General features: G+C 36.5%; 13 protein-coding genes and 1 riboswitch. Of the genes, 7 read left to right on the forward strand and 6 right to left on the reverse strand.

Translation table 11 applies throughout. The features are described from left to right. The first annotated feature begins 60 nt into the window (after positions 1-60). The 3 genes from FPG59_RS01645 (at position 61) to FPG59_RS01655 (ending at position 4,596) form a co-directional block, all read left to right on the forward strand. Positions 61-1,038: a ribonucleotide-diphosphate reductase subunit beta gene (locus FPG59_RS01645; protein WP_086452876.1), complete on the forward strand. Its 978-nt coding sequence runs from the start codon at positions 61-63 to the stop codon at positions 1,036-1,038. Positions 1,039-1,297: 259 nt separating this feature from the next. Then, a complete protein-coding gene (locus FPG59_RS01650; RefSeq protein WP_086452877.1) occupies positions 1,298-3,712 on the forward strand; it encodes a ribonucleoside-diphosphate reductase subunit alpha in 2,415 nt (804 codons plus the stop codon). 389 nt (positions 3,713-4,101) lie between these two features. Then, positions 4,102-4,596 carry an RDD family protein gene (locus FPG59_RS01655; RefSeq protein WP_086452878.1) on the forward strand — a complete coding sequence of 165 codons (495 nt, stop codon included), beginning with the start codon at positions 4,102-4,104 and terminating at the stop codon, positions 4,594-4,596. A 63-nt stretch (positions 4,597-4,659) separates the two neighbouring features. Here the strand turns inward: FPG59_RS01655 and metE are convergent, their stop codons facing one another. Then, complete coding sequence (gene metE / locus FPG59_RS01660; RefSeq protein WP_086452879.1) at positions 4,660-6,984, reverse strand: 5-methyltetrahydropteroyltriglutamate--homocysteine S-methyltransferase; 2,325 nt, start codon at positions 6,982-6,984, stop codon at positions 4,660-4,662. A 185-nt stretch (positions 6,985-7,169) separates the two neighbouring features. Beyond that, positions 7,170-7,364: riboswitch (cobalamin riboswitch) on the reverse strand. A gap of 210 nt (positions 7,365-7,574) precedes the next feature. Between metE and FPG59_RS01665 the strand changes: the two genes are divergently transcribed. After that, the gene (locus tag FPG59_RS01665; RefSeq protein WP_086452880.1) at positions 7,575-8,921 is read left to right on the forward strand and encodes a deoxyguanosinetriphosphate triphosphohydrolase; all 1,347 of its coding nucleotides are present in this window, start codon (positions 7,575-7,577) and stop codon (positions 8,919-8,921) included. Between the two features lie 3 nt (positions 8,922-8,924). Here the strand turns inward: FPG59_RS01665 and FPG59_RS01670 are convergent, their stop codons facing one another. From FPG59_RS01670 to FPG59_RS01680, 3 genes are read right to left on the reverse strand one after another with little or no spacing between them, the layout of a single operon-like run. Then, complete coding sequence (locus FPG59_RS01670) at positions 8,925-9,956, reverse strand: DUF3078 domain-containing protein (RefSeq protein ID WP_086452888.1); 1,032 nt, start codon at positions 9,954-9,956, stop codon at positions 8,925-8,927. Between the two features lie 22 nt (positions 9,957-9,978). Continuing rightward, on the reverse strand, positions 9,979-11,760 hold the full coding sequence (locus FPG59_RS01675; protein ID WP_086452881.1) for a 1-deoxy-D-xylulose-5-phosphate synthase: 1,782 nt from the start codon (positions 11,758-11,760) through the stop codon (positions 9,979-9,981). 33 nt (positions 11,761-11,793) lie between these two features. Then, positions 11,794-12,768, reverse strand: coding sequence for an energy transducer TonB (locus FPG59_RS01680; protein ID WP_086452882.1), 975 nt, complete (start codon positions 12,766-12,768; stop codon positions 11,794-11,796). Between the two features lie 59 nt (positions 12,769-12,827). On the opposite strand from FPG59_RS01680, the gene FPG59_RS01685 reads away from it, so the two are divergent. From FPG59_RS01685 to pbpC, 3 genes are all read left to right on the forward strand, one after another. Beyond that, the gene (locus FPG59_RS01685) at positions 12,828-13,271 is read left to right on the forward strand and encodes a nucleoside deaminase (RefSeq protein ID WP_086452883.1); all 444 of its coding nucleotides are present in this window, start codon (positions 12,828-12,830) and stop codon (positions 13,269-13,271) included. A gap of 273 nt (positions 13,272-13,544) precedes the next feature. Next, the gene (locus FPG59_RS01690; protein ID WP_086452884.1) at positions 13,545-19,205 is read left to right on the forward strand and encodes an alpha-2-macroglobulin; all 5,661 of its coding nucleotides are present in this window, start codon (positions 13,545-13,547) and stop codon (positions 19,203-19,205) included. 407 nt (positions 19,206-19,612) lie between these two features. Further along, a complete protein-coding gene (pbpC, locus tag FPG59_RS01700) occupies positions 19,613-21,988 on the forward strand; it encodes a penicillin-binding protein 1C (RefSeq protein WP_086452886.1) in 2,376 nt (791 codons plus the stop codon). A 9-nt stretch (positions 21,989-21,997) separates the two neighbouring features. Here the strand turns inward: pbpC and FPG59_RS01705 are convergent, their stop codons facing one another. Together FPG59_RS01705 and FPG59_RS17025 are read right to left on the reverse strand one after the other, a co-directional pair. Further along, a complete protein-coding gene (locus tag FPG59_RS01705; protein WP_086452887.1) occupies positions 21,998-23,533 on the reverse strand; it encodes a glycosyltransferase family 39 protein in 1,536 nt (511 codons plus the stop codon). Further along, a partial coding sequence (locus FPG59_RS17025) for a GtrA family protein (RefSeq protein WP_176330673.1) occupies positions 23,530-23,726 on the reverse strand: 197 nt, incomplete at its 5' end. The genes FPG59_RS01705 and FPG59_RS17025, both read right to left, overlap by 4 nt.

The following is a 23,726-nucleotide window of genomic DNA, read 5'->3' on the forward strand; positions in this document are numbered from 1 at the left end:
CTTTGTACTCCCCAGATCGAATAGAATTTCGTTAAAATCACAACAAAATAAAACAATACAATGACACAAGTGGAACCTATTTTACAAGAAAACAAAAATCGCTTCGTAATTTTTCCTATCAAGCACCATGATATTTGGGAATGGTACAAGAAAATGGAAGCTAGTTTTTGGACTGCTGAAGAAATTGATTTATCGCAGGATTTAAATGACTGGAACAACAAACTTTCTGATGATGAGCGGTACTTCGTAAAACACATTTTAGCATTTTTTGCTGCTTCGGATGGAATTGTAAATGAAAACTTGGCAGAGAATTTTGTGAATGAAGTACAATATGCTGAGGCGAAGTTTTTCTATGGTTTTCAAATCATGATGGAAAACATTCACAGCGAAACCTATTCGTTATTGATTGATACTTACGTGAAAGACGAAGCGGAGAAAGACGAGTTGTTCAATGCACTTGAAGTTTTTCCTGCTATTAAGAAAAAAGCAGACTGGGCTTTGAAATGGATTGAATCAGATTCGTTTGCGGAGCGTTTGATTGCTTTTGCAGCTGTTGAAGGTATCTTTTTCTCAGGTGCATTTTGTTCTATTTACTGGTTGAAAAAGCGTGGTTTAATGCCAGGACTTACCTTTTCGAACGAGTTGATTTCTCGTGACGAAGGAGTTCACTGTGATTTTGCGGTTCACTTACACAATCACCATTTAATCAATAAAGTACCTACAGAAAGAATTAGAGAAATTATTGTGGATGCTTTGAATATTGAAAGAGAGTTTATCACTGAGTCGTTACCAGTATCTTTAATTGGAATGAATGCAGGCTTGATGACACAGTACTTGGAGTTTGTTGCAGATCGTTTGTTAGTAGAACTAGGTTGTGACAGAGAATACAATACAGCTAATCCTTTTGACTTTATGGATATGATTTCATTACAAGGAAAAACCAACTTCTTCGAGAAAAAAGTGGCTGAATACCAAAAAGCAGGTGTGATGAACACCGATGAAGAAGCACAAAAAATTACCTTCGACGCTGATTTTTAATCGGTTTTGAATATACCTACTACCTTCCTAGCCCCGATGGAAGGGAAAATCCTTTTTAGTCCTGATTTTTCTCAGGACTAAAAAGATTGGAATGACAGCGGGATAAGCTCCCAAAATAAAGAAACTGAACTTTATTCTAAATCAGTAACCACCAAATAGTAGATACTGCCACAAGAGTTGTGGTGGTTATGCTGCGAAATAATAAACAAATAACTTAAAACAGAGAAGGGATTTTCTGTTTTTTAAAACCACTTTGCGTATGTATGTAGTAAAAAGAGACGGGCACAAAGAGCCTGTAATGTTTGACAAAATCACGGATAGAATAAAAAAACTATGCTATGGTTTGAATGATTTAGTAGACGCTGTAAAAGTGGCGATGCGTGTTATTGAAGGACTTTATGATGGGGTTACTACCTCAGAATTGGATAATCTTGCGGCTGAAACAGCTGCCTCAATGACCATTGCACACCCGGATTATGCACAATTGGCTGCCCGTATTGCAATTTCGAATTTGCATAAGAACACCAAAAAATCGTTCTCAGAAACGATGAATGATATGTTCAATTACGTGAACCCTAGAAACGGTCAATACGCTCCTTTGTTATCTGAGGAAGTGCACAAAGTAATTATGGATAATGCGGAGTATTTAGACTCGCATATTATATACAATAGAGATTTCAACTACGATTATTTTGGTTTTAAAACGCTAGAAAGATCGTATTTGCTTAAAATAAACGGTAAAATTGTAGAGCGTCCGCAGCACATGTTGATGCGTGTATCTGTGGGGATTCACTTAGGTGATTTGAAATCGGTTATTGAAACGTACGATTTAATGTCGAAAAAATTCTTTACCCATGCTACGCCTACCTTATTTAATGCCGGTACTCCAAAACCTCAGATGTCGAGCTGTTTCCTATTGGCGATGCAAGATGACAGTATTGATGGTATTTATGATACGTTGAAACAAACGGCTAAAATTTCGCAATCAGCGGGAGGAATCGGACTTTCAATTCACAACGTGAGAGCTACAGGATCGTATATTCGTGGAACAAACGGAACTTCAAACGGAATTGTTCCGATGTTGCGTGTATTTAATGATACGGCTCGTTACGTAGATCAAGGTGGTGGAAAGCGTAAAGGAAGTTTTGCAATTTATATAGAAACTTGGCATGCTGATATCTTTGATTTCCTTGACTTGAAAAAGAATACCGGAAAAGAAGAAATGCGTGCAAGAGATTTGTTTTTTGCGATGTGGACTTCGGATTTATTCATGAAACGTGTGCAAGAAGATGGGTTGTGGACTTTAATGTGTCCTAACGAATGCCCGGGCTTGTATGATGTGCATGGAGAAGAGTTTGAAAAAATGTACACTGATTATGAAAAAGCAGGTAAAGGTAGAAAAACCATCAAAGCGCATGAATTGTGGGAGAAAATCCTAGAGTCTCAAATTGAAACGGGAACGCCTTACATGTTGTACAAAGATGCAGCCAATCGCAAATCAAACCAAAAAAATCTAGGTACTATTCGCTCGTCGAATTTATGTACAGAGATTATGGAATTTACTTCAAAAGATGAAATTGCTGTATGTAACTTGGCTTCGTTGTCATTGCCAATGTTTGTTGAAAACGGAGCGTTCAATCACGATTTGTTTTATACGGTAACTAAGCGTGTAACGCGCAACCTAAATAAAGTAATTGATAGAAATTATTATCCGGTTAAAGAAGGAGAAAACTCTAATAAACGCCACCGTCCAATTGGTTTAGGTGTGCAAGGACTTGCAGATGCATTCATTATGTTGCGTTTGCCGTTCACAAGTGACGAAGCTAAAAAACTGAATCAAGAAATTTTTGAAACCATGTACTTTGCGGCCGTAACAGCATCGATGGAAATGGCTAAAGAAGAAGGACCGTATTCAAGTTTTGCGGGATCGCCTATTTCACAAGGGGAATTCCAATACAATTTATGGGGATTAACCGATGGTGATTTATCAGGTCGTTGGGACTGGGCTTCGCTTCGTAAAGAAGTTATGGAGCACGGTGTTCGCAACTCTTTATTGGTAGCGCCAATGCCAACCGCATCTACTTCTCAAATTTTGGGTAACAACGAAGCATTCGAACCGTACACTTCAAATATTTATACCAGACGTGTACTTTCGGGAGAGTTTATTGTGGTAAACAAACACTTACTTCACGATTTGGTAGAGCGTGGCTTGTGGAACGAAAACTTGAAGCAAGAGTTAATGCGTAATAACGGATCGGTACAAGCGCTTGATATCCCTCAGGATTTGAAAGATCTTTACAAAACTGTTTGGGAAATGTCTATGAAGGATATCATTGACATGTCTCGCCAGCGCGGGTATTTTGTAGATCAGTCGCAATCATTGAACTTGTTCATGCAAAATGCTAATTATGCTAAATTAACCTCCATGCACTTTTATGCATGGCAATCAGGACTTAAAACCGGAATGTATTATTTGAGAACAAAAGCTGCCGTTGATGCAATTAAATTTACATTAAACAACGATAAAAAAGCAGAACCTGTTGTTATTAAAGAACAACCCATTGCTATTCCTGTTGTAGCTGAACCTGTAGAAATGACTGCAGCTGAATACCGAGCCATGATCGAACTAGCCAAAAATGCTGGTCCAGAAGATTGTGAGATGTGTGGATCGTAGATAAATATTAAAAAACAGTCAAATAAACAGCTATCATTTTTGGTAGCTGTTTTTTTTAGGAGCTATTTCCTGCTATTCGTTGCAATCTTTTTAAGGCTTCTAGCCTTTATCAGGCTAGAAGCCTTAAAAAGGATTTCCACTGCTATCAGGGCTAGGAATTGAGTATTTTGAAAAGGCTTCTGTTTGTCAAAGTGATTACTGTATTGAGCTGTAGTTACGCCAGAGGGTTAGTTTTAAAACCTTAAAGTGCGAATTTCGAAACACTCTCCTTAAATAGTGTAACTCCACTAGTCCTTTGTGGGTGTACTTTTGTTCATATGCTACATGTATAATTGTGAAGACGGCCAAGTTACTTTACGATGTAGCAAACCACCCTAAAGAAAACAACTATGGAAACTATAGCATTAACTATTTCGGCGGATTTATTAGCTTCTAAAACCAAGCGATTTTTAAACGTGCTCATTGATCTGTTTATTGTTTACTTGTTCACCATAGGAATTGGAGCACTCATAAACGAGATAGGAGTTGTAACAGGCAATTATCATTTGGCAGATTGGATTATCACTTTGTCACCCACAGAAAACGCCTTGTTTGGAATGATAGTGATGTTTTTTTACTATTTCATTATGGAGTTCTATTTGTCTAGAACTTTTGGGAAATACTTCACTAAAACACTAGTTGTAAAACCTAATGGCAGCAAACCAAATCTAAAAAGCATACTCATTAGAACCTTAGTGCGATTCATTCCTGTTGAAATATTTTCCTTTGTAAACAACAATTCAAGAGGTTGGCACGATACATTATCGGTAACTTATGTGGTCAATAAGCATGAATTTTTAGCAAAAGCGAGCTGGTTTAATCCATCTGATGAAAGGGCAGTTTGATATTAGTTTCTCATAAAAAGTAAACCCAGTAGATTTAAAATCTACTGGGTTTTTTAAATTCAATTAAACCGTTACAGTGTTATTTACTGTTATTCTCATTTCTTGAGCTGCCGCTACCATTTCGATTAAGGCCTTTTTGGTTTCTTCCCAATGACGGGTTTTTAAACCACAATCTGGGTTTACCCACAGTTGGTCAATAGGGATTACAGCCGAAGCTTTTTCTAATAATTGCACCATTTCGGTACTCGAAGGAACGCGAGGTGAGTGAATATCATATACGCCTGGACCTATTTCGTTTGGATAATTAAAATCAGCAAAAGCATCCAGCAATTCCATTTGCGATCGCGAACATTCTATGGTAATTACATCCGCATCCATGTCGGCTATATTTTGGATGATATCGTTGAATTCGCTGTAGCACATGTGTGTATGAATCTGGGTGTCATCTTTTACACCACTTGCCGAAATTCTAAACGCTTTTACCGCCCAATCCAAATAGGTTGCCCATTCTTCTTTTCGTAAAGGCAATCCCTCTCTAATAGCAGGTTCGTCTATTTGAATAATCTTAATTCCTGCGTTTTCTAAATCGACTACCTCATCTCTAATCGCCAATGCAATTTGAGTACAGGTTTCTGAACGAGGTTGGTCGTTACGGACAAAAGACCATTGTAAAATAGTTACGGGGCCGGTTAGCATTCCTTTTACCCATTTTGGAGTAAGGGATTGTGCAAAAGCGGACCATTTTACAGTCATTGGATTTGGACGCGAAACATCGCCATAGATAACTGGAGGTTTCACACAACGGCTTCCGTAACTTTGTACCCAGCCGTTTTTGGTAAACGTAAATCCATCGAGTTGTTCTCCAAAATATTCTACCATGTCATTGCGTTCAAATTCTCCATGAACCAACACATCAATACCGGTTTCTTCTTGAAAACGAATCGTTTCTTCAGTTTCCTTTTGTAGTAAATCATCGTATTGTTGTTGATTGAACTCACCTTTTTTGAACTTCGCTCTCCAGCTGCGCACTTCGGTAGTTTGTGGGAAAGAACCAATAGTTGTAGTAGGAAATAGAGGAAGATTCAATACGTCTATTTGTTTTTCTCTACGAACTGAAAACGGATTTTGTCTTTGGTCATCACCTTTAGTAATGCTTGCCACACGATTTTTTACTGTATCATTATGGATCAATTTTGATGTTTTTCGGTTTTCATTAGCAATCGTGTTTTGATCAAAACGGACAGAATTACTGATGTCTATTTCATTAGAGGCAAAATATTTAAGCAGTACTATTTCCTCTGTTTTTTGTTTGGCAAAAGCCAGCCATTGTTTAATTTCTGGTGTTAGTGTTGCGTTGTTGGTTTCTAACTCCAAATCGCAAGGACTGTGAATCAAAGAACAAGACGGAGCGATTAATATCCTGTTTTCACCAAGTGCATCTGTGGCTTTTTTGATAAGCGCTAAAGATTTTTTGAAATCATTTTTCCAAATATTTCTTCCGTCTACAATACCAAGTGAAAGATTTACATTGGCTGATAATTGTCCTGACTCCAGAATGTCATCCAACTGGGAGTGACAACGCACCAAGTCTAAATGCAAAGTGTGGACAGGTAATGCGAGAACAGTTTCAAGATTTTCTCCAAAACAATCAAAATAATTAGCAAGAATCAGTTTGATTTTAGGAAAGCGTTTGTTGATTTCGGTATATACATAAGTGATGGTACTTCGTTCTTTATCAGTTAGATTCAAAGCCAAAAATGGTTCGTCAAATTGAATCCATTCCACGTTTTCAGCTTCTAATTTTTTAAGAATTTCAAAATATACGGGTAGCAATTTATCGATTAAATCAATTCTGTGAAAACCTTCTTCTTTTTCTTTTCCAAGAAGTAAATAGGTAACAGGACCTATAAGCACTGGTTTTGTTGTAATTCCTAAAGCAGTAGCTTCTTTGAATTCGTCGATTATTTTTTGGGAGAATAACTTGAATTCTTGATTTTTTGTGAATTCGGGTACGATATAATGGTAATTGGTGTCAAACCATTTAGTCATTTCCATAGCAACTACATCTTGTCCCTCTTTTTGTGAACCTCTGGCCATGGCAAAATACAAATCGGTAATAGAGTTTGTTTTGGCTAATTCTTGATAACGTTTAGGAATAACGCCTAATGTAAGTGATAGATCAAGGACTTGATCGTAAAACGAAAAATCGTTAGAAGGGATTAAATCGATTCCAGCCTCGACTTGTAATTGCCAGTTTTCCTTGCGGATAGTTGCGCCTACAGTCAAAAGCTCGTCTACTGAAATTTTTCCTGCCCAGTAGGATTCGCAGGCTTTTTTTAATTCTCTGTTGCTACCAATTCGCGGGTAGCCAAGATTGTTTGTTAGCATGTTGTTGCTTTTTAAATGATGAATAAATCAGTTAAAAGCTCTTGCTGCATTTCAAAATGTTTGTTAGAAATGAAAAGAAGAAAGGAGAATACGTTACAAAAGAGAAATGCACAATAAGGCATAAATAGTCATGCTTATTGTGTTCAGAACGCACCTACCTGACTATTGCTTCAAATCGCGAAAGCATTGTCAATTCGATATAAGGCAGGTCTCCTGACTTGTAACATTTTTATCATCCTTCCCATTTGCCATTGGCATACAGTGGATTTTTTCTCAGATAAAAACTTTTTGTGTTACTTACAGTTGCGCGACAGTTCGTGATTTACACACGATTCCCTATTAATCTACAGTTAAGTAAAACCCTTATCGGTTGATGAAGAAATAAATTAAGAACTTAAATAGGTCGCTAAAGTAATACTAATCCTTTGATTTTTTTTTCGATAAGTTTATTAATTTGTTATTTTTAGTACATTGTATTACTAGGATTCTATACTTTATATTTTTCAGGTGAATAAGTTATACCTAACCTTATTTCACTTGATAATGTATCTATTTCTGCTATCTTTGGAAATAAATTTTAAAAAGTAATGATGAACTGGGAACAACTTTTATCACTTAAACGTCAAGGCGACAAAGGCAAACGATTGCGTGTAGAACAAGACGATACCCGTTTGGGATTTGAAGTAGATTATGATCGAATCATTTTTTCTTCGGCGTTTAGAAGTTTACAAGATAAAACACAAGTTATTCCATTATCCAAAACTGATTTTGTACATACCAGATTAACACATAGTCTGGAAGTATCAGTTGTTGGGCGTTCTTTGGGGCGTTTGGTGGGAAAAAAAATAATCGAAAAATACCCGCATTTAAAAGAAGTACACGGTTATCACATGAATGATTTTGGGGCAATTGTGGCTGCAGCATCATTGGCGCATGATATTGGGAATCCGCCTTTTGGACATTCGGGTGAAAAAGCCATTGGAGAATATTTTTCGATAGGAAACGGACAAAAATACAAAGATCAACTTACTGCAAAAGAGTGGCAAGATTTAATAGATTTTGAAGGTAATGCTAATGGTTTTTCGGTACTTACAGCAAGCAGACCAGGAATAGAAGGAGGACTTCGGATTTCGTATGCAACTCTTGGTGCTTTTATGAAATATCCCAAAGAGAGTTTGCCTAAAAAACCAACCAAAAATATCGCTGATAAAAAATATGGTTTTTTTCAAACTGACAAAGCTTTTTTTCAAGAAGTAGCACATGACATGGGTTTGATTCCGAATAAATCCGGAGAAGATGTTGGTTTTGAACGCCATCCTTTGGCCTATCTCGTTGAAGCTGCTGATGATATTTGTTATACCATTATCGATTTTGAGGACGGAATGAATCTTGGTTTGGTTTCGGAGGATTTTGCATTGGAATACCTGATAAAATTAGTAAAAGACAGTATTGATACTTCTAAATACAAAACCCTTGAGACCAAAGAAGATCGCATTAGCTATTTGCGCGCTTTGGCAATAGGAAGCTTAATCAACGATGCCGTTAAAGTTTTTGTTGAAAACGAAGAGCTTATTTTACAAGGAAAATTTCCTTATGCCTTAATGGATAAAAGCAAGTACAAAGCTCAGATGGATGATATTATCAAGATCAGTGTCGAGAAAATCTATCAAAGTCGTGAGGTAATTGAAAAAGAAATTGTAGGTTATCAAATCATACAAACCTTATTGGATAAATTTATTACCGCATTTGACAATAATTATAATGGTGTAGCATCTAATTATGATGCCTTAATTTTAAAAATGCTACCCGAAAAGCATCAATTAGAAAAAGAGGATTTGTACGGTCGATTGTTACATATTTGTCATTTTATTTCGTTGTTGACAGATGGTAATGCGCTAGAATTGTTTGAAACGATAAACGGAAAAAAAAGAGATTAAAAATTAAAATGCATATTCAATACCTACTCCTATAGCTTGCCTTAACTGTGTTTTTGGACCCTCTGTAACTTGATTGCCTTCTATTTCTCTTTTTGATTTGATATCGTCATCATAAATGACGTGGGCACCAATATTTGCTTTTACATATTGGTTCACCACGAGTTCCACTTGTAGATCACAATCTATATCGATATTGCCAAAACGATTGATATAATCAGAGTATAGGGTTAATCTGTTTTCTAAATTAATGTTCTTAAATATCTCTTTTTTGTATTTATTGGTTACTAGAAAACCCAATTCAACTTTAGCTTTTTCTCCTTCGGTAATTAAATTCCCATCTAGGTCATAGGTAGCTTTTACAACCCCAAAAGCACCTTGGTTTGCTAATCTTTGATCGAGAACAAGGGTGGTTTTAAAAGTAAATGGAGAGATGTAAAGAGTTCTCTTTTTTTCTTTATCAATATTTTCTGCTCCTATTCCCATAAAAATATATGCTGGTGCAAATGGTTTTGATATGGCATTTTCAGTATTTGGATAAGCAAAACCATTAGTAAATTGAGTATTGAAATTAAATTTTGCAGAATGAAACCAATTAGAGAGTGTGTCTCTACGATATCCAAAGGTAGAATTCAGCTGAATAGCGTCTTCTGTTTTTCGAATGGCCACTCCATCTTGTTTGTTTAAGCCATATTTTATAATGAGCTCATTAGACCAGTTGTAGTTATCACGCGCATAATTTCTATGAAATTTACCTTTAAGTAATCCAGATATCGAGCTTGTTCCCCCAGCAGACCAGTTTACAAAGGCTACTTCGGAAATGTCAAAACCCAAACTATTTTTTTTACTCCAGTACGAAAAAGGCAATAAATGTGTTTTAGTTCTGATTTTAAGCGGTATGCGTTCTATTTTGTCTGTTTTTGTTAATACAGTTACAGGAGCTAAGGAATACATTTTATTATTTTGAATGGTATCTTGTGAAAAACACAATTGTGATATTGCAAACGAAAAGATTATAAGGTATCGTAATAAGTTCATTTGAAGCATAGGTTTTTGGAAATTAATAATTCAAAAAAAGTTTTTCTAGACTAGAAACGTCAATTTTGCAATATTGTTGTAACTCGTTTACAGTTCCGTGTTCTATAAATTCATCTGGAATTCCTAGAACAGTAATTTGTGATTGGTATTTATAAGTGACTGCAAACTCTGTGATGGCACTACCAAATCCTCCTTTTACGGTACCGTCCTCAAGGGTAATGATAGAGTCAAATTGACTGAAAATTTGGTGTAAACTTTTTTCGTCTAATGGTTTTACAAAAGGGAAATCATAGTGGGCAATGGTATTGGTTTTTTTTATTTTGGCTAGAGCCAAAGTAACATTATTTCCAATAGTACCATTCGATAAAACAGCCACTTTTGAGCCGGCTACCAAGCACGAGCTAGCTCCGATTGTAATTTTTTGATATTTTCCTCTATAGTTTTCTTGCCAGTTGTTGATGACGCCGCGACCTCTCGGATAACGTATGGCAATTGGGTTTGCAAGTCCTAATTGCGCTGTATATAAAATATTTTGAAGTTCAATTTCATTTCTTGGAGCATAAATAATTAGGTTAGGAATGCAACGCAGGTAAGCCAAGTCAAAAACACCGTGATGCGTAGCGCCATCTTCGCCTACTAAACCTGCTCTGTCCAGGCAAAAAATTACCGGAAGATTTTGCAATGCTACATCATGAATTATTTGGTCATAAGCCCTTTGCAAAAATGTTGAGTAAATATTGCAACAAACAATCATGCCTTGTGTTGCCATTCCGGCGGCCAAAGTCACTGCATGCTGTTCAGCAATTCCTACATCAAAAGCACGTTTTGGGAACGTATCCATCATGAATTTTAAGGAACTACCAGAGGGCATCGCAGGGGTGATTCCTATAATCTTTTCGTTTTTTCGAGCCAAGTCTAAAACGGTCAAGCCAAAAACATCTTGGTATTTTGGAGGTAAATTTTCTTCTTGTTTTGTAATGATTTCGCCAGTTGCTGCATCAAATTTTCCTGGCGCGTGGTACTTTACTTGATCCTCTTCGGCTTGTTGCAGGCCTTTTCCTTTGGTGGTAATTAAATGTAAAAATTTAGGGCCTTTTATTTTTTGCAAACGCCTTAATTCTTTGATTACAGCAAAAATGTCATGACCGTCAATAGGTCCCGAATAATCAAAATTCAAGGACTTGATCATGTTGTTTTGCCTTGGGTTTTTCCCCTCTTTTACAGCAGTGAGGTATTGTTTCAAGGCACCCACGCTAGGATCAATCCCAATAGCGTTATCGTTAAGAATTACGAGTAAATTGGCATCAGTAACTCCAGCGTGATTCAATCCTTCAAAAGCCATTCCTGAAGCGATAGATGCGTCACCAATAATAGCTATGTGTTGTTTGTTGAAATCGCCTTTCAAATTTGAAGCAATTGCCATTCCGAGTGCTGCTGAAATAGAAGTAGAAGAATGGCCTACGCCAAAGGTGTCATAGTTGCTTTCACTTCTTTTTGGGAAACCAGAAATACCACCGAGTTGACGATTGGTATGAAAATTTTCTCTTCGGCCGGTCAGGATTTTATGTCCATAGGCTTGATGACCCACATCCCAAATTAATAAATCATTTGGGGTGTCAAAAACATAATGCAAGGCAATTGTTAATTCAATAACACCAAGGCTTGCGCCAAGATGGCCTTCTTTTACAGCCACAATATCGATAATAAAATCGCGTAATTCTTGAGCAACTTGGGGAAGTTGCGCTTCATCAAGCAAGCGTAAATCGGTTGGGTTATTGATGTTTGAAAGTAAACTATTTTTCATTGTTTTATAAAAAGCAAATTTACGTTTTTAATGTTACAACTTATCGCTTTCAAACTTGGTAATTCGTTTAATGAGCAAAGTGTCAATCTTCGTTATAACTTTAGTTCTAAAAAAAGACTTTTTAATGGTGTCTGGCACAAGTATCAGTGATAACTGAAAATCACAATTTATTGGTTTACCATACTCTACGCCAGGGTACCATTTTGGAGATAACTTTAAAACTCTAGATAATTCCTCATTACTTGTAACATCTAGTCCTTTTACTATTTTAACGTCTTTCAAATTTCCATCTTTTTCAATACTAAAAGAAGCAATAATTTCACCTCGTAAATTTTTATCATTTTTAGGGACTTTGAAACTATCTTTAATAAAGGAATAAAACATAGAAATACCGCCTTTAAAATCTGGATATACACTAATTCCCATGCTGCCATACACGGTATGATCTTCATATATAACGTTTGTTTCATTTTTAGTTTCTTGTTCTTTTTTTGATGCTACTTCCCCACATTTAATTGCTTTAGGCTTTTTAAATTTTATTTGATTTACATTTGATGTGGGTTGTATTACATTTTTCAACGAATCTTTATATGGTTGGGGTACTGATTTATTAATACTAATACTTTTACTCTTACTTTGTTTTTCAACGACCTCAACAGCATCAATTTTTTGTTTGTTTCCGTTTTTATCGGCACAACTAAACAAAGTGCTTCCCATTGTGATGAACAGTGCTAACAAGAACATTTTGTGATACTGAGTTTGCTTATAAAGTAAATGACTAGGGATTTGAATGGTAATCGAATCTAATTGCGATTTTCTCATTCTACCACAGATATTCTGGTTTTGATTTTGGATGAAAAAATGTTGCACTTCTTTGGGTAGCATTTCAGTAAAATCAACAACGGTTTTAGCGCAACTCATACAAAAACGACCTTGGTCATTTGGAGTCATTTTGTTCCAATCTTCTTGACAAGGTTCTGAAATTGTGATTTTATACTTCCTTTCCATATGCTACGTTTCTGATTATAAAATTAACGAAAATTATTTCAAATCCGTACTTTTGCTGTATGATAAACCCATTCACCGACGAATATTTCATGAAAAAAGCTTTGCAGGAAGCTGAAATGGCTTTTGAAAAAGGCGAAATTCCTGTTGGAGCCCTAATTGTTATTGATAATAAAGTCATTGCACGAAGTCATAATTTAACCGAATTACTTCATGATGTGACAGCACATGCCGAAATGCAATCTATCACTGCTGCTGCAAATTATCTAGGTGGAAAATATTTAACAGGTTGCACGCTTTATGTAACACTCGAGCCTTGCCAGATGTGTGCTGGTGCTTTGTATTGGAGCCAAATTTCTAAAATTGTTTTTGGAGCTCGTGATGAACAACGCGGTTTTATCACTCTTGGAACAAAATTGCATCCTAAAACTTCTGTAGTGCAAGGAATCATGGCCAATGAAGCCGCTGATTTGATGAAACGATTTTTTGCTGAGAGAAGGAAGTAGACTATTCAAGATACTCCCTAGCCCAGATAGCAGTGGAAATCCTTATGTGCCAATCCCGAAACTTCGGGACGGCATATAAGATTGTAACGAATAGCTGGATTAGCTTCTAAAAAATACCTTTAAAAAAATAATTTCCTCTCAAAGAATTTTCTTCTTAAAATAATAAATTAATTATTCTACATTTACTACAATATTACGGTAACTATATAGTTATTGTGTTACTTGTGAGATGTTGCAATAATTTAATTTATAACCCATTAACTCTAGCTAAAAGTGAAAACAAAAGGATTAATTTACGTGTTTTGTGTGTTTTTTTTGTTTCAAGCGTGTGGTAGAAAATCTGCCGCCGATTTTAATTCAGATTTTTCACTATTCAAAGAGTTTATCGTCAGTTTTACGGGAGGAATTGTCTCTTCAGAATCGGATATTAGGGTAGTTTTGGCTTTTGATAAAAAAGAATGGAAAGTCAACGAGGTTTTAGATAACGATTTGTTCACCATTTCTCCAAGTGTAGACGGTAAAGTAATTGCGCTTTCAACCAATACGATTGCTTTTATTCCTGAAAAAAAGCTGGAATCAGGCACGGAATATCAAGTGACTTTGCATTTGGATCAACTGAATCCAAAGGTTGCTGAAAAAGATAAAACATTATCCAATTTTAACTTTACGGTAAAAACGATTAAGCAAGATTTTGTGGTCAATACGCTGGATTTGCAGTCCTACAGCCCAGAATACCAATACTTGAATGCGGTACTTAAAACAGCAGACAATATTGATTTGGAAACCGCTAAAAAATTGATTGAAGCCGAGCATAACGGAGATGATTTGAAAATAGTTTTCGAAAAAACCACTGCAGTTGGAAAAGAATTCAAGTTCAGAATTGACAGCATTCAACGATTGGAATCTAAAAGCAATTTGGAGATAAAATACGACGGAAGTGATTTTGATATCGATCAAAAAGGGACTATCGATTTCCCGATCACGGCATTGAAAGAGTTTAAAGTGGTTAAGACCGAAATTCAAGAAGGAGATAATCAAACCTTGTCTATTAATTTTTCGGAACCCTTAGAAAAAGGACAAGATTTTAAAGGATTGGTTGCTATTCAAAACACCAATAATTTAAAGTTTTCTGCACAAGGAAATGTGTTGAAAGTTTATTTTAGTAATGACGTACCCGTTCAAAAACCTGTTGAAGTGGCTCCAGAGCCAGTGGAAGCAGTTGTAACTGTTGATACTTCAGTCGTAGTTGTTGATAGTGCAGTGGTTGAGGAACCTGTAGAAGTTGCTATTGTTGAGCCTGAGCCAGTTGTGGATTTGCAAAAATTGACAGGAGAACTATTGTTAGAAGTTTTTCAGGGAATAGAAAGTGAATACGGTAGAAAGTTAAATGAGAATTACACCGAGAAAATATCCTTTGATGAAATAAAGCCAAGTGTTCGGTTTATCAAAAACGGAACCATTTTGCCAAGTTCTAATAACTTAAAACTCAATTTTGAAGCGGTAAACCTAAGTGCTGTTGATGTAAAAGTGTACAAAATTTACAAAAACAACATCATGCAATTTTTGCAATACAACGAGCTCAATGGTAGCCAAAACCTAAAAAGAGTGGCGCAACCTATTGCCAAATCAACTCTGAATTTAAAAGAAAATACATTACTAAATCTAAGTAAGTGGAACACTTTTGCTTTGGATTTATCTAAAATTATTACTCCTGAACCAGGTGCAATTTATAGGGTAGAGTTTGTTTACAAGAAAAAATATTCTTTGTACAAATGCGAAACCGCCGATGTGGATACAACCGAAGAGGAAGAAGAGATTGATGAAAATGATGTTAATTACAGCGGAAACTCTTATGATGATTATTACTACGATGATTACGAATGGCGGGAAAGTCAGGATCCTTGCTCGAGTTCGTATTTTTATAATGCCAAAATAGCAACTAATATTTTGGCTACTGATTTGGGTGTAATTGCTAAAAGAGGCGAAAACAAATCGTATTTGTTTGCCGTAAATAATATTGTCACCACGGAGCCAGTTACAAATGCAACAGTAGATTTGTATACTTTTCAGCAGCAAAAAATAACTACAGGAACCACCAATAGCGATGGAATTGCGACTTTTCAGTTGGATAAATTTGCCTATTTTGCTATTGTAACGCAAGGTTCGGAGTCTACTTATGTTAAATTAGACGACGGGAATTCATTGTCAGTGAGTAATTTTAATGTGTCTGGCGAGACTTTACAGAAAGGACTTAAAGGGTTCATTTATGGAGAACGAGGCGTTTGGCGACCTGGGGATAACTTGTATTTGTCCTTCATTTTGAATGATGCTTCGAATAAAATTCCACTAGGACATCCTATAAAATTCAGACTATCCGATCCAAATGGAAAAGTAACGTATCAAACGGTTCAAAAATCGAATGAATGGAATCATTATGCGTTTACAGTTCCAACAGCAAATGACGCGCCTACTGGAAATTGGGAAGCAATGGTTAGTGTGGGTGGTGCGAAGTTTTACAAAAGCATCAAGATTGAAACGATTAAACCCAATCGTTTAAAAATCAAAAATACTTTCAAACGAGCTATACTTTCTTCGGCTTATCCCAATACGAGCAATCTTGAAGTAGCTTGGCTTCATGGCGCTGTAGCCAAAAATTTGAACGTTGAAATGCAGGCCAAATTTTCACAACAAATAACGACTTTCAAAAATTATGACAAGTATATTTTTGATGATTTGGTTCGAAAATTCAGCACCGAAGAAGTTACCGTTTTCTCTGGGAAATTAGATGCCACTGGAAAAGCGAATGCTACGATAGATCCAAAAATACAAGGAGAAGCTCCTGGAATGTTGAAAGCCTCGTTCATTACCAAAGTGTATGAAGAAGGCGGCGATTTTAGTACTGATGTCATTGCGACGACCTATTCTCCGTACCCTACTTATGTGGGGATAAAGTCACCTGAGCCTAACAAATACGGAATGCTAGAAACCCGTACCATGAACCAATTTGATGTGGTTACGGTCGATGAAAACGGAAGACCAAAGTCGGTTAAAAACCTGGAAGTAAAAGTGTATAAAGTAGAATGGCGCTGGTGGTGGGATGCATCTAGTGATAATTTATCGAATTATAACGCTGATAATGCAACGACTTCGTATAAAACTTTTATAATTAATACTGATGCGAGCGGAAGAGGAAATGTTCGTTTTGCCTTGACTGATGAAGAGTGGGGACGTTATATGATTCGGGTTTCTGATGCTGTTGGCGGACACGCAACGGCTTTGACGGTAAATATCGATTGGCCAACATGGTCTGGAAAAACTAGAAATACTGATGCTTCTACTGCCAATATGTTAGTGTTTTCGACTGATAAGGAGAAGTATGCTGTGGGTGAAAATGCTCAAATTTCGTTCCCATCAAGTGCAGGAGGACGCGCTTTTATTTCTATCGAAAATGGTTCGAAAGTAGTACAAACGCTTTGGGCGAAGACCCAAAAAGGAGAAACCAAAGTTACCATTCCGATTACAGCTGCTATGGCTCCAAATGTGTATTTTAATATTACGTTGTTACAACCGCATGCTTCAACCAAAAATGATTTGCCAATCCGAATGTATGGAATTGTGCCCATTGAAGTGGTTGATAAAAACACCATTTTAACTCCCAAATTAGTAATGCCTGATGTGTTGCGTCCGGAGCAATCATTCGCTATAAAAGTGAGTGAACAATCTGGAAAAGCAATGACCTACACCATTGCTATTGTTGATGAAGGATTATTGGATTTAACCCGTTTCAAAGCGCCAAATGCCTGGGACAGCTTTTATGTTCGAGAAGCTTTGGGTGTAAAAACATGGGACATTTACGACGATGTGATTGGAGCGTATGGCGGAAAAGTAAATCAGATTTTCAGTATTGGTGGTGACCAAGATTTGGGTGGTGGAAAAGCCAAAAAAGCCAATCGTTTCAAACCGGTTGTAATTTATATGGGACCTTTTAAATTAGAAAAAGGACAAACGAAAACCCATCAAGTAAAATTACCGAAATACATTGGTTCTGTAAAAACAATGATCGTGGCTGGCGATGTAACTACAAGTGCGTATGGAAGCGCCGAAAAAGCAACTCCGGTTCGCAGTCCGCTGATGGTTTTAGCTTCGTTGCCAAGAAAAATTTCTCCATCCGAAAAAGTGACGATTCCAGTGACCATTTTTGCCATGGAAAAAAACATCAAGAACGTTACGGTTCAGATTAAAACGAACAACGGATTAAAAGTTATTGGAAGTGCCACTCAAAAATTGTCATTTGCTCAGCCTGACGAAAAAATGGCTTATTTTAATTTGGCCGTGGGTTCTGTTACCGGAATAGGGAAAGTGCAAATTGTAGCGAATTCTGGAAAGGAAAAATCAGTGTATGATGTAGAGATTGATATGACCAATCCGAATCCAGTCACCAATACATTTACGGATGTGATTTTGGAACCAAATAGTACTAAAACTATTTCGTGGAAAACATTTGGTGTTTCGGGAAGTAATAAGGCAAAACTGGAGGTTTCCTCGATGCCAACCGTCAATTTAAACGGGCGACTACAATATTTGATTCAATATCCTCATGGTTGTGTAGAGCAAACCACTTCGTCGGTTTTTCCACAATTGTACCTAAATGATATTATGGATTTGGATGCTACGCGCCAGCAATTAATTCAAAAAAATGTGACTGCAGGAATTACTCGTTTAGGAGGTTTTCAATTATCGAATGGTGGAATGGCATACTGGCAAGGAGGAACCGTTGCCGATGATTGGAGCACTTCGTATGCGGGACATTTTATGATTGAAGCAGAGAAGAAAGGGTATTTCTTGCCGATTAATTTCAAAACCAAATGGATTTCGTATCAGCAAAAAGAAGCCAAGCAGTGGCGATTTGAACCGAGTTATGGAAATGATTTGGCGCAATCGTATCGTTTATACACATTAGCGTTGGCGGGAGTACCCGATTTGTCTTCGATGAATAGATTGCGTGAAACCAAAGGAATTTCGAACGAAAGTAAATTGCGTTTGGCTTCGGCTTATGTATTGGCGGGGCAAAAATCGGCAGGTTTATCGTTGTTGCTGAATACTTCAATTGATGATAATTCCAACTATAATTATTACTATTACGGATCTGCTGATAGGAATCGTGCCATGGCTTTAGAAACTTTGTTATTGCTTGGGCAAAAGCAAAAAGCATTTACAATGGCAACAAAATTAGCCAAAGATATGTCTAGCGACCAATGGATGAGTACGCAAACTACAGCGTATGGATTGTATGCAATGGCTAAATTTTCTGTGAGTAATGGTCCAAAAGGAATCGATGTTCAGTTTACCAAAGATGGAAAAGCACAATCAATAAAAACAACAAAAACCATCGCAGACCGAAGTTTAGTTGTCAAAACGGGTTCGAATAGTGTGACTCTAAAAAATAACAGAAAGAATAGATTGTATGTTCGTGTGCTGAATACAGGAATTCTTCCAATTGGACAAGAAAAAGCGATTCAAAGCAATGTTTCGGCTTCGATTGTTTTCAAAAACAGAAAAGGAAGTGTTGTTAATGTGTTTAAAATCAATCAAGGAACTGAATTTATTGCTGAGGTTACGGTTAAAAACCTAAAAAATGAGCGTGTAGAAAATGTAGCGTTATCTCAAATTCTACCTTCTGGTTTCGAAATTGTAAATACCCGTTTCACGGATTATGGAGACGCCACCAATAACGTAGCTGATTATATTGATATTCGCGATGATAGAACCAATTTCTATTTTGGATTGAAAGCTGGAGAAGTTAAAACGTTCAGAATATTGCTGAATGCCTCTTATTTAGGAACGTATTATTTGCCTGGATTGCAATGCGAAGCGATGTATGACAATACATTTTTGGCCAGAACGAAAGGGTTTTGGGTACAAGTGGTGAAGTAATACTAAATGGAACGCAGATAATACGGATGCAACGGATTTTAAACAGATTGGAATAAGGTCTTTGGCTCAAAAAAATCTGCGTAAATCTGCAAAATCTGCGATAAAATCTGTCATGTAAATAACGCGGATGCAACGGATTTTACACGGATTGGAATAAGTTTTTTGGTTCAAAAAAAATCTGCGTAAATCTGCGTGAAAATCTATTACGCAAATAACGCGGATGCGACGGATTTTACGCGAATTGCAATGGGCTTTTGGCCCAAAAACAAATCTGCGTAAATCTGCAAAATCTGCGTGAAAATATAGCACGCAGATTTTGCACATTCACGCAGATAAAACAGTAACTAAATGATGTTTTTAAAATTATTACAATATTTTGCGTCCCTTACGGTTAAATAAAAATCACTTTGAAAAACAAACTAATAGCGTTCCTGCAACGCATCATCAATGGGATAAAAACAAATAAAATTAAATCATCAATTGCCTTTTTGCTGTTGGTGGTTTATTATTTTTCGTTGCCACGAACTTTGTTTCAAGAACCTTATTCAACAGTGATTGAAAGCAAGGAAGGAGAATTGCTTGGCGCCAAAATTGCTCTCGATGGGCAATGGCGGTTTCCTGCGCAAGACAGCGTTCCCGATAAATTTAAAAAATGTATCGTTTATTTTGAAGACGAATATTTCTATAAACACCCCGGATTCAATCCTGTGGCGATGGTCAATGCGGTTCAGCAAAACAGAAAAGCAGGCAAAGTCGTTCGCGGCGGAAGCACGATGACACAACAAGTTATTCGCTTGTCCAGAAACGGAAAAGGCCGAACCTATTTCGAGAAAATAATCGAACTCATTCTTGCCACCCGATTAGAAATGGGTTATTCTAAAAACGAAATTTTAGAATTGTATGCTGCTCATGCTCCTTTTGGCGGAAATGTGGTGGGTCTTGAAATGGCTTCTTGGCGGTATTTTGGTGTACAGTCGCATCAATTGTCTTGGGCAGAAAGCGCAACATTGGCGGTTTTACCTAATGCGCCTAGTTTGATTTATCCCGGGAAAAACCAAATCAAATTATTGAGCAAGCGCAACCGACTTTTATTGAAGTTAAACCACGAAGGAGTAATTGATCAACAGACTTACGAACTTTCGATAGAAGAACCTTTGCCGCAAAAACCGTATGATTTACCACAAATTGCACCTCATTTATTGCAACGTGTCGCGAAGAATCAAGTAGGAACTCGGGTGAAAACGACAGTAGAAATTGGGTTGCAAAACAGAGTTAATCAAATTGCAAAGTATTATTACAATCAGTACAAGCAAAATGAAGTGCATAATTTGGCTATTTTGGTAATTGACGTCTCGAATAGAAAAGTGATGAGTTATGTTGGAAATTCACCTACGGACGGTAATCATCAAAAAGATGTTGATATTATTGATGCACCAAGAAGTACAGGAAGTATTCTGAAACCGCTTCTATATGCCGGTATGCTGGATGATGGGGAGCTGTTGCCGAATACCTTAGTAGCAGATATACCAACGCAGATTGCGGGTTATACGCCTCAGAATTTCAACCTGACATTTGATGGAGCCGTTCCAGCGCATCGGGCATTAGCACGATCCTTGAACATCCCTTCTGTATTGATGCTACAGGATTTTGGAGTGAATAAGTTTTATGAAGAATTGCAGCGATTTAAATTACGGGATATTTCAAAACCGCCTGATCATTATGGCTTGTCACTTATTTTGGGTGGTGCCGAAAGTAATTTGTGGGATTTGTGTAGAACGTACGCCGGTTTATCTTCGACTTTAAATTATTTCAATAAAAATCAAGGAAACTACAGATCAAATGAATTTGCAGAGCTGAATTACGATGATGATTTTCAAGTTGATTTTGGTGATGAAACCAAGCAAAAGAACATCTTGGGTGCAGGATCAATTTGGCTAACTTATAACGCAATGGAACAAGTCAATCGTCCCGAAGGTGATGAGGCTTGGAAATTTTATGATAGTTCACTAAAAATAGCTTGGAAAACGGGAACAAGTTTTGGGAATCGGGATGCGTGGGCGATAGGTACTAATTCAAGATATGTGGTAGGCGTGTGGGTAGGTAATGCAACAGGCGAGGGTAGACCAACCTTGACGGGAGTTACTAGCGCAGCGCCCATTTTGTTTGATGTCTTTAATTTGTTACCTAGACAACGATGGTTTGATACACCAATTAAAGATTTAGCAGAAGTTGAGGTGTGTAGTTTAAGCGGTCATTTGGCTAAGGATGGTTGTCCGAAGATAAAACAACTCGTTTCGAAGAAAGGAAAAAATACTTCGATTTGTCCGTATCATAAAACCGTACATTTGGATAAATCATTGCAATTTCAAGTGAACAGCAGTTGCGAAAACATTGAAAATATAGTGACTAAGAACTGGTTCATTTTGCCGCCTGTAATGGCTTGGTATTACAAAAGTCAGCATATTGAGTATTCGCCATTGCCACCGTTTAGGAGTGATTGTATGGGAACACAAACCGCAACAATGGATTTTATTTATCCGAAAACAAATAGCAAAATCTATCTTACCAAGAATTTTAATAGTGAAGTTCAGCCCGTGATTTTAAAAGTAGCGCATTCGCAAAGAGATAGTAAACTTTTTTGGTACGTTGACCAAGTGTTTAAAGGCAGTACGAAAACCTTTCATGAAATGCCAATCTCGGCAACAACAGGGTTTCATTACATTACTGTGGTGGATGAATTTGGTAACGAAATTCGGAGGAAGATTGAGATTGTAAAAGAGTAGTTTTTTAAATTATTCTCCGGTGTAATCCTGAAGTAAATAAACCAGCATATTTCGTGTTGGTTTTTTATTTCTAAATTGTTTGATAACAATAGGAGCATTGATCTTTTTAAAACTCTTTTGATAAAGCTCTTTTGGGTCGCTAAAACTATTTGAAACGGTTACGAAATAAGCATCATCTCCAGTTTTAAGCTGTTCTCTATAGGAATTTAACCAAGCGTACGTGTGAATGTCTTCCAGTTTTCCTAAAGCAATAAAATCTAAACCTAGAGGTTGTGCAATATAATTGTCAATGTGCGCTCCTGGAAACCATTTGTTATTTAGGATGAAAGTAGTTTTTGTTAAACCTGATTGTAGATCTTTATCGCGAACTTTTTTAAATTCAGTTTTAAAGAAGTTCCAATCATACATATCCAGTGTAAAGTCCTTTTTTCCTAAGGATATTTCATCTTTGCTGCCAATTGTTCCTGGGTAAAAATCTATGGTTAGAATTCCTGTCACCGTAATTACAGAAATCAATATACAAGAGGAATAAACTGATTTTCTCCAAATTGGGAATGTAATTTTACTTTTTTCTATTTCATCTGAAATGTAACACGAAGCAAGTATCAACAGCGTTACAAAAGCGGGGCCAGACCAATGCGGTAGGGTGTCTCTGAAGAAGGAGAGGATAAGTAATATTATAATTAAAGGCAAACTCAAGAAAAGAAGCAGTCTCTTTACGGGTTTTTCAATATCAATTTTGTTTTTCCAAACGGCAATTAAAGAAATAAGTATCAAAAAATAATTGATAGGATTGTTGTAAAAAAATCCTCCAAAAAATTCTCTAAAAAAGCTCGAAGGGTTAATTCCTCTGCTGATTGTGACTCTTTGACTATGATAGGTATACGTAATAAAATGGTTCTCGACGTTCCAAATTAAGATTGGTGAAATCAGGAGTAAAGTGATTAGAAATGCTAAATAAAGATAACCATTCTTAAGTAAATCTCTTTTATAACTTAAAATATACAATCCAAAACCTCCCCATAAAAAAGTACCGTGAATTTTACTCATAATGCATAATCCACTAAATAAACCGAATAAAATAAGATAATAATTTAGTTTTTTTTGATTGGCTTCCCCTGAAACAATTTGAATTAGAAAGTAAACACTAATCAGCCAAAAAAACAATTGAGGCGAATCCGGAAGAATAAAAACACCAGCAATTATACTAGAATATAAAGAACTAGTATACAGTAAAGAGGCTATTATACCGGCCTTTTTATTTTTGATTCCTTTGCAGATATCATAAATTAGGTAAGTGTTAATAGCTCCGAGAGCGATTGCTCCTAGGCGAACAAATATCTCATTGGTGAAATGGAGATTGAAAGTAGTTAGACGGATCAATAAAGCAACCATCGGTGGATGATCAAAATAGTTCCATTGCAGGTGTTGTGCGTACGTGAGGTAATACACTTCGTCATTGCCTAAACCAATTGACATTGCAATAATACACCTAACAAGTGTCGCAATAGTTATAATTAAAATTAATTGTTGGTTTTCTTTCATTTTAATTTAAATGTATACAGTGAGTTAGCTGTGAAATTCCAAATAAAAACAATAACAATGACTATGACTTTGCAAACGTAAAAATTGATTTTGGTGTTCTTTTGAAGTAAATATAAGAATGAAGTGTTTAATAAAAAACCTATAATGGAAATAATCAAAAAGCTTAGAAATTGATTTGCTAAGTGATTATCAT

Origin of the sequence: Flavobacterium sp. FPG59 (genome assembly GCF_002150205.1) — a bacterium.
Classification (GTDB): Bacteria; Bacteroidota; Bacteroidia; order Flavobacteriales; family Flavobacteriaceae; genus Flavobacterium.

Coding starts and splice junctions, on each gene's coding strand:
- FPG59_RS01675 (WP_086452881.1), bottom strand. CDS start 11,760: ATGAAAAATAGTTTACTTTCAAACATCAATAACCCAACCGATTTACGC.
- FPG59_RS01685 (WP_086452883.1), top strand. CDS start 12,828: ATGATAAACCCATTCACCGACGAATATTTCATGAAAAAAGCTTTGCAG.
- FPG59_RS01655 (WP_086452878.1), top strand. CDS start 4,102: ATGGAAACTATAGCATTAACTATTTCGGCGGATTTATTAGCTTCTAAA.
- FPG59_RS01680 (WP_086452882.1), bottom strand. CDS start 12,768: ATGGAAAGGAAGTATAAAATCACAATTTCAGAACCTTGTCAAGAAGAT.
- FPG59_RS01645 (WP_086452876.1), top strand. CDS start 61: ATGACACAAGTGGAACCTATTTTACAAGAAAACAAAAATCGCTTCGTA.
- FPG59_RS01650 (WP_086452877.1), top strand. CDS start 1,298: ATGTATGTAGTAAAAAGAGACGGGCACAAAGAGCCTGTAATGTTTGAC.
- FPG59_RS01705 (WP_086452887.1), bottom strand. CDS start 23,533: ATGAAAGAAAACCAACAATTAATTTTAATTATAACTATTGCGACACTT.
- metE (WP_086452879.1), bottom strand. CDS start 6,984: ATGCTAACAAACAATCTTGGCTACCCGCGAATTGGTAGCAACAGAGAA.
- FPG59_RS01670 (WP_086452888.1), bottom strand. CDS start 9,956: ATGAACTTATTACGATACCTTATAATCTTTTCGTTTGCAATATCACAA.
- FPG59_RS01665 (WP_086452880.1), top strand. CDS start 7,575: ATGAACTGGGAACAACTTTTATCACTTAAACGTCAAGGCGACAAAGGC.